This window comes from Thiomicrorhabdus marina, assembly GCF_017571465.1.
Lineage (GTDB): Bacteria > Pseudomonadota > Gammaproteobacteria > Thiomicrospirales > Thiomicrospiraceae > Thiomicrorhabdus > Thiomicrorhabdus marina.
On the sequence record NZ_JAGETV010000012.1, the window covers coordinates 23,699 to 37,640 of the forward strand.

The following is a 13,942-nucleotide window of genomic DNA, read 5'->3' on the forward strand; positions in this document are numbered from 1 at the left end:
AGTAATCCTGTGTTTTTAGCCATTAATCTGATCATTAAAGCGATTACTCTTCAGCAGGTGAGAGTTGCTGATTATTCGAGTGGAGATGTTTGGAATTGTAAAACATTTCGATGTAATTAAAGATGTCTTGTTTCGCTTCAGCGCGAGTTTTATAGACTCTTCGCTTAATGCGCTCGCGTTTCAGCAGTTGGAAAAAACTCTCTGCAACCGAATTGTCGAGGCAGTTCCCTCGACGGCTCATGCTGCCTTCTAGTCCATTCACTTTGGGAAGTGGCTCCAATCGAGACTAGTGTTGACCTTGTAGTGGTCAACAAAATCCAAACGTTAATTTAAGTTGTTCCTCTGCTTTCGCAGACGACCTGATGCTAAACGAGTGAAAGAACTCGCCATGGTGCGAAGAATTCATACTGAAATAATGGTTCAGCCGGTGCGAGAACGTTTGCTCAAATAGCGACAGATAGACAGTTCCCAATTAGCCGTTATCAAGTGGCCAAGATGATGAAGCAATTACAGCTTGTTAGCTGTCAATTGCCTAAACATAGCTATAAAAAAACACATCGGGAGCATATAGCAATTCCGAATGTACTCGACAGGCAATTCAATTCTGGTAAACCAGATGAAATCTGGGTAGGTGATGTCACTTATATCTGGACAGGAAATCGCTGGGCATACTTAGCAGTTGTCATCGATTTGTTTGCGCGAAAACCGGTTGGTTGGGCAATGAGTTTTTCACCAGATAGTGAACTGTCAGCCAAGGCCTTAACAATGGCTTATGAATCGAGAGCTAAGCCCTAGGACTGCTCTTCCATTCAGATCTGGGCACACACTACACTAGCGTGAGATACCGTCAATTGCTATGGCGTTACAAGATAAAGCAAAGCTTAAGTCGTAAGGGTAATTGTTGGGATAACAGTCCGATGGAACGCTTTTTTAGAAGTTTAAAGACGGAATGGATTCCGACCACTGGATATCGACATTTAGTCGAAGCCCAAAACCATATTGGAAATTATATTTTTGGGGTATTACTCTCGGGTGAGACCGCATCAATTTAACGGTGGTAAAACACCAAATAAGGCTGAGCAACTCTATTGGAAAATTGCTCTAAAGACGCGGCCAAATCTACTTGACCACTACAGAAGTTAAGTTTGAGAAAGAGCAATTCAATTGTGTGAATCACACACTTAATAGCTCAACCTTTCAGCAACTCACGTATATGACTCTCAGAAATTCGACCTTGAATTGAATTAGTTCAGCCCCTACCTGACACATTCCGAAAACCATCTTTGGCATAGTCAGTCAGTTCCAACACTTCCATTTTTCACATAATTTCTTTTATATTTGTTCTAGTAGTAATAACGAAAATATTCTTTGAACCGATCTCTTAGCTGTTACCTAGTCAAACTTGATTTTTATGATCTAAAGGGAAATAATGAATCTTGGTTCAAAGGTGCGGACCTATTTTTCACCCATTTTATAATGGTAAAGCTATCGCTTGCGATGCGCATCTGGCTTATCAAGGCAAACACAATTTACAACATAGTTGATTTTCATGCTTCATGTGAAAAAGGGGCATAGTAAAAGGAAGTTAATTATGAACATCCCTCGCTACACATCCAATGGATTTTCTCATAAGTCTTTGTTAGACAGAGCTAGACAATTCCGGAATGACAATGAATCCCACCTATCTTTACACCAAGCTAAAAATCAAATTGCTCAAGATGTCGGCTTTAAAAACTGGAAAATATTGGAAAAAGAGCCTACAAATAGAAATAGAGACTCTTTTTATTATGACGCTTTTTCTGACAGGGAAAAGTATCAAGCCAGATATGAGGTTTTTCTTGAAGAGTCTGGAGTTGAGCAGTCTATGGACGCCTATAGAGACTTTGTTGTACAAGAATTTCAACGTGAGTCATCCAATAAAGAAAATAAAGTAGAAGTTCAACTTCTTCAAGAAATAATTGACCGATTGCAAGCATTTGGTCCTGAATCCTTATTGCCACAAAACTTTCCTGAATATTTACTTATTAAAGTCGGTGATGCTTTTGAATCTTTCTTTTCGGAGGATGAAGAAGCTTCTACATCTACTGTACCTCCAGAAATTATTATCTTGTTAAATGCTGCAATAACATCTGAAAAGAATAGAAACTGGAATGGTGAGATGACAATATCTGAGCAAAAGTTTATGGACGATTTAGATGCATATCGACTCTATCTTAGCTTTGAACGTTTTAAGCGCTCATTAGGGCTAGAGTATTCACCTCCAACAATATCAAATATTTTCGATCCAAACCATAAGGTAGAAATAAAGACAAATAAGGAATTTTTTGAAAAAGGAAAGGAAGTCTTTGGCGATAATCTTTCGCCTGAATTTGAATATCAGATTTAAATTTCAGCTGCCTGACAAAGTCTCCCAGAACTTTTCATACAATTTAATTCGTTTAATTGTCAGCAACCCTTCCCACCCTATCCTGAACCTTAGTGACAATTCAGGATTTGGGTGAGAGCCATAAAAAAATCCAGTACCGAAAACGAGACTGGATTTTAACTTTCTCAACTAAACAATGCTTAAGTGAACGGCACTATGCCAACAGTAGCCTTTTCTGAAAAGTAGTGCTTAGGATGGCTGCCACATATAGGCAACGCCAGATTTGGCATACAGTCGCACCTGTATCCATCGCCCTTCACTGTTTTCAAGAACGGTATCCTTCCCATCCCATCCAGAGCGAGGATTTAATTCGTGCAACTTAAATGAAGATTTTGACATGGAAGAATACACTCCAACTTTCTTGCCAGAATAATTTCTCATTTTAGCTTCACCTACTACCTTAGATGTACGCCCATAAAGAATGTCATCTGAAAGGTTTTTTGGCGAGGCATTAATCACCAAGCTCTTTAGATCCGCTATCTTTCCGCCACGCAAAAATTTGCCACGGTTATAATCATAGTCATACCAAAGCTTCAGGCCTTTGTCTGTTTTAAAAAACAGATAAGGAATTCTCTTTGGACGACCAAATCCGGCTGCTTTAAGGAGTTCTCCTCCTACAGCGTTAGCTATGTTCGCATTTACAGCAGAAGCCCTGGCGATTCCGGTGTTTGCATACGGAACCGATTTTTTTCTAAACTGAAAAGCTGCCTTAACTGATTCGATGTCGCGTCTTTCTAGAATTTCCGCAGTATCACCAGTAAACACCCATCGGAATTGCACGCCTGGGTTTTTTAGCTCTAATGAGCTATAGAAAAGCGCTTTTGATAATGGGCAATGCGTGTAGACACGAGCGTAAACAATTTTATTGGAATTAAGGTCACCGGTTTTTACAAAGACTGTTGAGTCCAGTGCCTTCAAAATATCTTCTTTGGCCTGATCTCTACTTGATTTTGCCAAAGCAATGCTTGGCATAACCAAAGGTGCGCCAGCGGCAACCCCAGCTAATTTTAAAAAATCTCTTCGATTCATCATTGAATACTTCTCCGTTATTTTAATGAAGTTTTAATGCAAAACCCTGTCATCGGGTTGCTTGTTTTTTCGCTTTGAAAATTCGCTCGAAAAAGCCTTGATTGCTCTGGTCAGTTCTTTCTTAATTTCAAGAAGACCGTTGCCGTTAATTGGCTTATCGTCCAGCACTACACCAATCTGAGAATGCAAATTCCCGCTACCATCCTTGGACTCTTCATAGTGATAAACCATGAAGGCATTTAACACTGAAAGGCCCTGCTTCTTAACTAAATCCGCAAAGAAGACAACGGCCAAGTAAAATCTGAGCTAGTAAGCATCACTCACTTATACGCCAGCCATTTTCGGTTTTTATAAGTTTAATCTTTTCTTCTTTAGTTACCGTGTGACCCTCTTTGAAATTGCCATATTCCATGCTTAAAGCCATTACCCCGAAACCAGCACCGGCAGCTCCAAATGGAGACCCTGAGTTTTTGGCTTCTTTTTCCATTTCTTTAGCAATTTCTTTTAAGCTTTTTTTGAAAACGACATCATATTTAACATCTGCGATGTAAGTTCTGTCATCTTTGTCGAAACCGTTCGTCTTTTCAAAATTATCGATTTCAAAGTATTCATCTCCGCCATCACCAAGAAGTTTTTCTGTGACTTGATCCTCAATATCACCTTCAGAAGGAGATCCTGAGCAAGCTGTAAGCAAAAGCATTATTGAAACAAGAAATATTTTTTTCATATCGGGTTATTCCATTAGTTAGTTTATTTTTTAGCAAACAAAAATACTTGTTTAACTTCAGTAAATCAAGTCATATGTATCGAATTGTATACAACAATGCTACTTTTTAATTAGATAATTGTGCATCATTTAGCTACAATGATTTTTCCAACCTTTTATGAATTCAATTATTGTTATTTTGGTGTAAAAATGTATTTGAAAAAAAACGTATCAAAAATGGCTTTTTTATCGGTCATTTTTGTTGCTCTTGGTGGTTGCGGTTCAGATTATTCTGAAAAAATGTCAATAGAGAAAACTGGTGATGTTGACTTTTCAGTGACTAAAGCTTTTTTCTATAAAAATAGTGAAGATTTGCTTAAAGCAGCCAATCAAATTGACCAAGACCTTAAAAAGCTTAATGCTCTATCCATTTCTGTAAAAGGCGAATCACTCGCTTTAGTTGAACCTTTATCTATTCTGCCGGAATCTCCAGAAAAAACGACTTTGGTAGAACTAGCAAAAAGCGCTGAAGATGCATACAAAGAAGCCTTTGTAAAATGGGACAAAGAGTATTTGCCGGCGAAAATTAAGGAGCAGCAAGAAAAGATTGATTCTCTCAAAACAAAATTAAAGTCTGCTGAAGAGTATGTTGCAAAATACGATCAAGAAATTGAAGTTCAGAAGAGTTCTGTTGATAGCACACAAGCAAAAATCGATGAATCCAACAGTGCTTTAAATACAATTCGAGAGGATGTAAAAAACTTTTTTAATGAGACTATCATTAGTGAGCGCTTGCCTTATAAAAAAATAGATCGTCCATTTAGTTCTCGCTTCAATATGTATAGTAGTTTTTCAGAGAACAAGTGCAATGAAAAAACCCGTAAAGGCTGGGGTGGGTACCAATTATCAGTGATGAACAATGGTACTTGCTATGTATTCAGTAGTTTACCAAAAGAAGAAGTAATACAAGCAATTAACCTCAATGCATTGAAAGCAAAGTTTGTGAAATATGCGGAGACTTATGAGGTATATAGTTCGAATGCTGATTCTTTAAAACAAGCACAGAAAGCACTTAAAGATCAAAAAATTATTGCGGGAAATCTATACCCTGATTATAAATCCAAGAAATATGAATTGGATCGTGGTAACTCTGATTTGAGTCATTTAAATAAATACCTTAAGGATTTGAATGGCCAGCAAGGCAAGCCAAGTTCAGGTTATTTATTGAACGTAGATGCTATTAAAAAATTCCAGACCGAGTATCGAAAAATGAAGCGCGATGGAACAATCATGGCCACCTTAGTTAAAGGCTTTAATGATGAATATTTAGTTGGCACGGTGACTTTTGATTCTAATACTTATCAAGCAAATACTATTGAAGATGCTGGAGCAATGGTTTTAGTAAAAGTTAGCGATAAAACCAATCAGAAAGCAAGAAATTTGTTTTTTATGGATAATGTCACTGTAAAAGAAATTAATGCTTATTATTTGGATCTTCTTGCTGAAAACCCTCTGCTTAGTGAAAATGATGTTTTTAATGTAGAAGATAACAGTAAGTTAATTGAGTCGGAATCTTTTAAGGAAAGAGCTTGGGATAACATAGATTCTAAGAATAAAGAGGCCTTAATTGACATGATGAGTATTCATGCACTTCAAAAGTCTACATAACAGTTTGAATTCACCTCCCTTCTCGAGACACTAGTTTGAAGTGTCTCAAGAAGATGCTCTATTCTCTCTCAATTTTTTATGACTTGAGGTTTTGAGTTGTAAAACCAGTCTCTAAACAAGGCTATCCTGCCAACCTTTCCTTAAGTCGCTAAATTTTGAGAACTTCAACCCTCACTCGTACCGTTTCATTTTGAAAACTAAATAGCGCCTGATTGGACTGAATGATCGGCCTTTCCTAGTGAAACTCACAAATGTAATAATTCAGGAAGGGATAGAGATTTTATTTGTAATAGTTTAAACAAATATAAGCCCTTGAATTCACTGCCAATATTTATTATGGACACAAAGTGTAATAGTTCATGACGGGGCGCGCTACACAAAACGTAAGAGTTCAGAATGGGACAGTAATTTTATTTGTAATAGTTTAAACGAATATAACCCGTTGAATTCATTGCCAATATTTTTTATACACACAAAATGTAATAGCTGGTGTTGGGCGTGCTACACAAAACGTAAGAGTTCAGGATGGGATAGTAATTTTATTTGTAATAGTTAGAGCGAGAATCAATCTAGAGAGTTGCCATCTCATGGCATTCACTGTAGTTATCAATTATTTAACAAGATGGGAATGGTCAGATGTAATCTGAGCGACTTACAAATTAAGTAAGACCCGTTTTTACTAGAGTTTTTTATTATGCATTTGTTTGTTTTAGCAGGGCTAGCTTTTTTGATAGTGGCGGTCATTATTTCTTTGCTTGTTACTTCAGGGCTGACTTCTTATTTGGTGTCTCAATACAAGAAAAGGACTTTATTACCTTTATTAGCTAGAATTTTTCTTGCTTTTACACTTTCTTGGACTCTTTATGTCGCTTATAAGTTCGGAGATAAAAATGGGTACTTCTTCTACGTCCTTTTAGCTATTCAACTCATCGGAGTTTCAATATTTATTTCGCCTAGAGTATTCACAACTAAAGAGAAGTTTGAACGATTGATTGAAGGAAATTCACAACTGAAAAGGGAGCTTGGAACGATAGTTTTCTTGTTTGCGAGTATATCCGCCTTGTTTTGGGTGGGTAGAAACTGGTATATTTCATTTTTCTTCAATCCAAATAAAGTCTTTGAATTTCAAAGTAATTTAGAAAACTACCTAATTACAATGTTTTCTTTTATTGCTATCGCGTCCTTGGCTAGATTCTTGATTTCTATAATTCTTTTTAAGCTACCACATGCAACCAAAGATTTTGCGCTGGCTACTCTACCCTATATAGTGACGGGAGGAGTTTTCGTTTATCTGGTTGACCTCCGAACTTATTATGAATATCTTCATCAATAAATTTTGATAAACATAGAGCAAATCGGAGCAGAAAAATTTTGGCTAAGTGGTAGCGATTTACACTCAAAAAAATGCCTCTTGTTCAAATTTCTTACTTCCCTCTTCAAGCCCCGATATCAAATCTTTATTGGCTTCAGATAAACCAAGGTTGTTTAGCCGGTTTATCTCAGCGCTCGTAAAAAGGGATTTGCTATCCTTATTTAAATAATCGATAAAAGACATTCTATAACCTATGACAGAGCTTAAAATGGCACTATCCAGAATGTTTAAAATCACAAACCCACCTAAGTCTATATCCCCCCAATGGCGAAAATCCAAATTGGTTTTGCTTTGGGCGATTAGCTTAAATAGCTTTAAAAAAGATGGACTAGGTACACCGGAAGTAAACATAACGATCTCATCCTCTTGCCGCTCTTCTTTGACATACCTATTGAAAGTCGCTTGATTTTCTATGGTAGTTACCACTTTTACTTTGTCATCAAGCAAAGCCTTATCAACACTTTCTGACCACACTCCTACAGACGGGGGGAATTCTGCTCCTAAGGAAATGTCTTTTGAAAACAGCGTTAATGCTCCGGAGATGAAAACAGGATGTGACAGCGGTGAAAGGCCATAAAACTGAAGCATACTCTCGGTATCAAGCGGTTCAAGCTCTGGATTTAACTCTTTCAAGAGATTGGCTACACCTGACTTAATCGATGAGAATGCTTTTGAATCTCCTAGCACTCTTGCCGAGAAATGTCGGTAGTCGCTCTCTATCCCGTTGCGGTAGTTAATTAACACCTGTTCTGCAGATTTAAAGTAAGCCAGGAGCGAATGATATTCATCTACTTTAATACGATGAAAAGGTCTGTCCTTTTCCCATTTTTCAAGTAACTTGGGGCGTAGGCTTTTATAGACAAAGTTCCCTTTTAAGTCATTATCCAGGCTTGTCATGGCCTCAGAAACCCGTTCTGAGAGAAAACGGTAAGAAATATGTTCCGCCACCCTATCTGGACTCAATAACTCTATAGAATTCAATGCAACATTCGGAACTTTCCATTCAATTACGATTTCATCAGAATAACTACCAATTAACTCATTGAAAGCGTATGCAATGCCTTGAGGCTTGTTCTTACGATAAGCATCAAAGACTTTTTCACCAACATTTATTCGAGCACGTTTACCAGCGTCAAACTTTTCCAGTAACCGCTGCAAGACTTTGCCAACTAACCCCTCTGCATCCATATTCTACTCCGTGAATGCAGGGTTTGATTTTGCCAATAAAGCCTTCGCTTTATCGGTAAGAATCTCAATGTCGACATCCACTTCTTCAGTGCCGCCTAACGCGTATTTTGATATGTATATAGTGCTGTCTACAGCTTCCTTGAATACCTGTTCTTTTGATGCGGGTGTCGCAACAATAACCTGTAACCCCGTGTCATTCATAAACTCAATAGCACTATGCAGATTAGCCTCATCCAATCGATTAAATGCTTCATCCAACAAGGCAAGACCAGCACTTCCGCCATTGCTATTTAAAGTACGCCAAGCGTTCGCAAGCGAAGCAGCAATAGCAACGTAAAATGGGGATTGCTTTTCGCCCCCAGAACCAGTTTTTAACAGGTTGCTCAACTTGGTTTTATTGCCAGTTTTATGATTTGTGACTAATACATCATAGGTGAAGTATTTACGGTAATCCTGAATGTCGGATGCATTCTCTTGTCCCGCTTCAACCAATAAATCAATTTGCTCTTTAACCTCCTCCGGCATCTGATCAAACAGGTCATTTGAAGACGTTGAAAGGGCTTCAGGGCTAGAACTGTTGATATAATCGATAAGTAATTTAAATTCTTTCTTTGCGCTTTTGGTGAAACGATAGATTTCTGAATGAAACTCTTTGTTCTCCAAAGCTCGATTAATGGAATTGAATTGCTGTGCTTGAAAACCAAACGCTTCTTTCAACCTGTTAAGGACGTCTTTACGGAAAGTCTCGCTAATGTCAGCACGAGCTTTTTCTGAGGCTTCACGGTATGGCACTAAGTTCATCTCATGAATGGAATCTATGTGGATTTGAACCAACTCCATAGCTCGATGTAAGAACGTTTTATTTAGTGGTGTAATATCGCCGGTATCAAATTCGGTGTTTCTGGAAGCATAGGCGTCAATTAAATGTGTGGTGTCAGCTTGTTTGCTCGATGCAGATTTTTCAGCAGACGTTCGACTCGATTCAAGCATTTCAACCGTATCCTCTTCATGAGCTTGCTGAAACTCATCATTAAGTTGAACATCAAAAAACTCGTCATCTTCAATATCACGCTGGGCTTTCAACAAGGAGTCCACCTGTTTTTCTAAATCATCAATCTTTTCTGAAAGATATCTCGCGGTTCTAAGCCCTTCGGATTTTACTTTTTTGTGTACACCCTTTGCTTCGATGGACTCAGTAATATGAATTTTTAACACCTCTAATTCTGACTTTAAATCTTCCAAATGACTTAAATCGAGCCTATCAAGGTTATTTGACTTGATACTGATATTTGATTCTATAGACTGAATTTTCTGGGCTATTTTTTGAGTCAGTAATGTTCCGGATTCTTTCTCATAAGATTGAATCGAGGCAAGACTGGTGTCGATGGTTTCTAACCCTTCTCCATCTTTTGTCAGGCGCAGTACCTTTTCTGCATTTTGGTCACGCTCATACTTCCAGATTCTTAGATTTTCACTCTGGTCCTTAACCAGTTTTAAATCAGGGAATAGCTTCTTACTTGAAATACCGGTTGCAGTAGCGGTCATGCCATCCTGAGTAATAGCAAAATTCGAATGCTTTAACTCTTCTTCACTGTCGACCAGCTCAAGGTTACCAAGACGCTTGTGCAAATAGGCTAAAGCCAAATCGTTATCAGAGTGAACTAGTGTGGCGGCTGTATTTTCTTTGAATTTATGTAACCAATCTTGCGCTCTGGAAACTTTTACAACTGTACTACCAAAAAGCTTATGCTCTTTTTTGTATTGGCGGTATAACTGAATCGCCTTACGCTCAAGGTCAACTGGAACAATAAGCGCTTCAACTTCCTTACCCAAAAAAGCTTCGATAGCTGGTTGCCAATTCTCATCCAAGCATTCAGTAATATGGCAAATTGGTTCAGCCTTAATGCCATGTTCGGCAAGATGCATAATAAGGTTTTGCGTCGGTCGAGATAGTGGTGTTTTCCCACTACTGGAAACGGATTGAATATATCCTTGATACTTTTCAACTTCCTTCTCGGCATTAGCTAAGTCGCTATAAGTGGTTTTCTTTTGTCTTTTGAGTAGAAATTGAATCTCTGGTAGTTTATCCACTATCTTAGAAATTAACTCGTCGACCTTTGTTCTGGATTCAGCTTTATCTATTAATGGAGATAACTCTTGCACCCATCCTTTAAAAGTCTGGTCTCTTATGATTTCTACATTGGCATCGCAAAGTGTTTTGAATAAATTACGAATCTTTAACAGCTTCTGACCTTGAACCCCTAAATCTTCTTGAAGCTTTTCAATGTCATCTTCAAGTCTCTTTTGTTGCCTCGCTAAGTCATCGTCTTGAATCTGTGCTTGTAAATTATCACGGTATTTCTCTTTGGCTGGTATCTCAGAATTCAGTTTTCTGAATGAGCGACAAGCATTGACATAATCTTTGACCTTGTCTTTGATTTGCTCTCGTAAGTCATCAACTTCTGAATACAGTGATTCCACTTTCTTTTCTTGGATTAACCAGCCAAGGTAGTTAGATTTTTTTAAAAGCCTCTCATAGCTGCGTGCATTTTTAGCAATATCTTCCAAATCATTGATTTGCTGCTCACAGGTTTTGATTTGCGCCTCTATTTCCTCATATTTATTTTTTGCATTAACCAATGAATTGATGTCGATGGGTTTTGCCTCTAGTATGAAGCTTTCGACAAAACGAGAGATATCTTTGACCTCTTTGAGACTAATCGACTTAGACAAAGAATCACGCAAAACCTCTGGGTCTATCCATTGGTTTAACTCTTTTCTTGGGCCAATCAAGCGAACCATTTCATTTAAAAATTTAGCGGAATTGTTCTCGTAATGAGCTTCAACACCTGAGATAGACAGTCGTTGCTTCACTATATCAAAGGGATGTACTCTATAGCTTTTGTCGGACTCTACATAAATAAAGTCTTCGACGTTCAAGGGACGATTGCACTCAACCATTCCCCGCATTTTAAAATCGACTTTCTGTTCATCTGCACGCGCTTCAATACCCACAAACAAATTTACATAGGTATCGATTACTTCATTGTGGAACACAAGGCCAATATATGAAATGCATTCATCGCGCTTACGGAAGTTTCTTGAATTTCCAGAGCCATCATCCGGTCGAAAGTAACCCAGGCAGTATGATTTGATATCACGTTCACTTCGGCTCTCTGACGAACTAGCATTAAGCTTAATGTAACGCTGGTTACCGCCAAACAGAACCGTTTGAATAGCATCGATAATGGTACTTTTTCCGGCCCCGTTTTCACCAATGATCGCAACATTTCCATAAAACTGTATTTCCTGTGGTTTGTACAAGAACCAGTTAACCAAAATAACTTTAGTGAGTTTCATGCTGTTCCCCTGTAGGTGCGTCATCGAGATTGTCAGCTACTATGTCTGCTTCAATAGCCTCTGAGTCGGCCTCAACACTGTCCCTTTCTCTCAAATTTTTAACAAACGAGGCTGCAAAATCTGGCGTTACCAATACTTCGATAGTTGGCAAAATGGTAATGTCAGGCAGACCGGTTTCTTCATTCTTTTCGGATTCCACTCGAATTATCGATTTTCGCTGAAAGAGTTTAATTAAGTCATAAAAACGTGTGCTGGTTTCGTCAAGGTCAGAACGTTCGGAAAGCTCTTTGTACTGAGCAATTAAATGACTTCCGGTAATGGATATGGAGCCATCTTCATTTGAACGGTACTCTTTCTCCAAGTGATAGATGAGCCGAAGTGTAAACATAAGCACGCTTTCACTAATGCTCATTTTTGCCACAAAATGGCTTGGCGTGTAGCCGATATAACCATGCTCGTGGCTGTGGTGAAACTTATAACCGAATAACTGCAGACCACTTTCAAAGATTCCTGGGTAACGGTCGATTAAGTTATAGAATCGTTTATCTCGGGAGTGCGACCGGAACAAGAACTGCCTTTCCTGAAGAACCACAAACGCTTCTTGCAGCTCTGCCTCGTCGATTCGTTGATTGGCAAGTAGGTTTCTGACTTCATTAAACATGAGCACTGTTCTCTTTTTTGGTAATTGTGAAAGCATTACAAAGCATGTATTCATGCTGTATTAGCCCAACACTCTTACGAGTGAATTCATATTGAGAGAGGGATTTCCGATAACGCGAATGGAGTTTTCCAGGCTCCATAGCTAGTCTTCGAGCATTTGAAAAACCGATTAAGTCCTCCACTTCTGTTATGAGAACTTCCTGTGACGTAATTTGGACTTTTGGGTAATTCTCTGAAAACAGAGCGTTAAGCCAAGCTAAGAATTTCTGGTCACTTAGTGAGACACGTTCGGCGTAATCTCTTCTGGCCTGTATACGTGCTTTTTGCTCCTCAGGTATGGCAGAGCTAAGACTGACTGCTTCTTGCTTTATTGGTGGTCTTTTACGCGGAATGCGACCAACACTATCGGATGACACTGCCTTAAACACCGGTAATGGGCTGTCGATTACTTGTCCATCATCCACTTCCTTAAGAAGGCTAATTGCTTCTTCAAACAACTGGCCAGCATTGGTTGGCGTTCTACGCTGATATTTAATAGATTCATTCACTTGCCTTAATAGGCGATCGTGACTAATATCGATTTTCGTAATAAGGTGTTCTGTGTTTTGAAAGACGCTTCTTATCAAATGAATGTTCTTGATAAGCTTTTCCTCAGCATCTTGCTTAAGAAGATTTTCATGCTCACTGATTGCCTCAATCAATCGATTTCTTATCTCAGGGGTATGTTCGATTTCAAAGAGCTTCTCAATGATTTCCGTTCTATATCTGAATGGGTGATTATGGCCCTTAATGGCGTTGTAATCAGAGAAACTTGAGCCTTGTATAAACCCCTCAAAAAACAACTTAACCTTGTCTTTGAGTTTTACATAGGATTTAAAATCTTGGGAAATATCAGTCAGATGCAATGCAAGGTTTTTCATCTGTTTGCCTAGGTTCCGGGAATCTTTAGTCGTCTTGGTAAGGGTTTGAGCTAAATCGATGACCGTCGCCCCCTTGCTGGTCATCAAGAAGTTTATGGCGTTGTATATTGCCAGTACATCACCGCCTACCTCTCCGGTTCCATAGCTTTGGGCATTTTGTAGAAAGTCGACAAGAATTGAAATCCTTGGTGACATGTAAGCTTCTTTCTTGACACCATCCTTACGTACACTTATCCAGCCGGACTTTCTTAAAACAAAGTAAATATAATTTGTGCTGGCCTTAAGTTGTTCCACTGTTCTCAGTTCAAAATCATGATCTTCTTCGACCGACCAGCTTTGGTCTTGGATGTACCCCTCAATGAAGTCCTTTATTTTAGATATCGATATTGAGGTTTCCAAAAAGTCTGCGTACTCACTGAAAAATGTATCATGCAATTCGATTATCAAATCTAGGTAACGCCGTCTATTCTGACTGCCTAAAGGCACAAATATTTTGTCGGGATAATGATCAAAGAAATGCATAAGCTCAGTTCTTTATAGCAAATAAGTATTAAATGTATCAAATAAAAACTCATAATACTATCTATCACCTAATAAAAAGTATTACCAACATT

The 13,942-nt window shown here is 38.5% G+C and carries 10 protein-coding genes and 2 pseudogenes; 4 read left to right on the forward strand and 8 right to left on the reverse strand.

Annotated elements, in window-relative coordinates; translation table 11 throughout:
• Positions 1–43: 43 nt before the first annotated feature.
• Positions 44–291: pseudogene (locus J3998_RS07830) on the reverse strand (IS3 family transposase); the annotation flags it as partial.
• Positions 292–411: 120 nt separating this feature from the next.
• Here J3998_RS07830 and J3998_RS13250 point away from each other — a divergent pair.
• Both J3998_RS13250 and J3998_RS07845 read left to right on the forward strand, forming a co-directional pair.
• Positions 412–1,143: pseudogene (locus tag J3998_RS13250) on the forward strand (IS3 family transposase); the annotation flags it as partial.
• 448 nt (positions 1,144–1,591) lie between these two features.
• A complete protein-coding gene (locus tag J3998_RS07845; RefSeq protein ID WP_208149649.1) occupies positions 1,592–2,386 on the forward strand; it encodes a hypothetical protein in 795 nt (264 codons plus the stop codon).
• 228 nt (positions 2,387–2,614) lie between these two features.
• On the opposite strand, the gene J3998_RS07850 is transcribed toward J3998_RS07845, so the two are convergent.
• Genes J3998_RS07850 through J3998_RS07860 form a run of 3 tightly spaced genes read right to left on the reverse strand, consistent with a single transcriptional unit; the run spans position 2,615 to position 4,181 of the window.
• Entirely contained in the window at positions 2,615–3,457 is an 843-nt protein-coding gene (locus tag J3998_RS07850) for a twin-arginine translocation signal domain-containing protein (RefSeq protein ID WP_208149651.1), read from the reverse strand.
• A 30-nt stretch (positions 3,458–3,487) separates the two neighbouring features.
• Entirely contained in the window at positions 3,488–3,748 is a 261-nt protein-coding gene (locus J3998_RS07855) for a hypothetical protein (protein ID WP_208149653.1), read from the reverse strand.
• Positions 3,749–3,770: 22 nt separating this feature from the next.
• Positions 3,771–4,181, reverse strand: coding sequence for a membrane lipoprotein lipid attachment site-containing protein (locus J3998_RS07860; protein WP_208149655.1), 411 nt, complete (start codon positions 4,179–4,181; stop codon positions 3,771–3,773).
• A 189-nt stretch (positions 4,182–4,370) separates the two neighbouring features.
• Between J3998_RS07860 and J3998_RS07865 the strand changes: the two genes are divergently transcribed.
• Positions 4,371–5,828: a coiled-coil domain-containing protein gene (locus tag J3998_RS07865; protein ID WP_208149657.1), complete on the forward strand. Its 1,458-nt coding sequence runs from the start codon at positions 4,371–4,373 to the stop codon at positions 5,826–5,828.
• A 694-nt stretch (positions 5,829–6,522) separates the two neighbouring features.
• On the forward strand, positions 6,523–7,161 hold the full coding sequence (locus tag J3998_RS07870) for a hypothetical protein (protein WP_208149659.1): 639 nt from the start codon (positions 6,523–6,525) through the stop codon (positions 7,159–7,161).
• Between the two features lie 63 nt (positions 7,162–7,224).
• Here the strand turns inward: J3998_RS07870 and J3998_RS07875 are convergent, their stop codons facing one another.
• From J3998_RS07875 to J3998_RS07890, 4 genes are read right to left on the reverse strand one after another with little or no spacing between them, the layout of a single operon-like run.
• Entirely contained in the window at positions 7,225–8,388 is a 1,164-nt protein-coding gene (locus tag J3998_RS07875) for a Wadjet anti-phage system protein JetD domain-containing protein (RefSeq protein WP_208149661.1), read from the reverse strand.
• Between the two features lie 3 nt (positions 8,389–8,391).
• A complete protein-coding gene (locus J3998_RS07880; RefSeq protein ID WP_208149663.1) occupies positions 8,392–11,748 on the reverse strand; it encodes an SbcC/MukB-like Walker B domain-containing protein in 3,357 nt (1,118 codons plus the stop codon).
• The gene (locus J3998_RS07885) at positions 11,735–12,409 is read right to left on the reverse strand and encodes a DUF4194 domain-containing protein (RefSeq protein ID WP_208149665.1); all 675 of its coding nucleotides are present in this window, start codon (positions 12,407–12,409) and stop codon (positions 11,735–11,737) included. The genes J3998_RS07880 and J3998_RS07885 overlap by 14 nt, the downstream gene beginning before the upstream one ends.
• The gene (locus J3998_RS07890) at positions 12,402–13,850 is read right to left on the reverse strand and encodes a Wadjet anti-phage system protein JetA family protein (protein WP_208149667.1); all 1,449 of its coding nucleotides are present in this window, start codon (positions 13,848–13,850) and stop codon (positions 12,402–12,404) included. The genes J3998_RS07885 and J3998_RS07890 overlap by 8 nt, the downstream gene beginning before the upstream one ends.
• Positions 13,851–13,942: the final 92 nt, after the last annotated feature.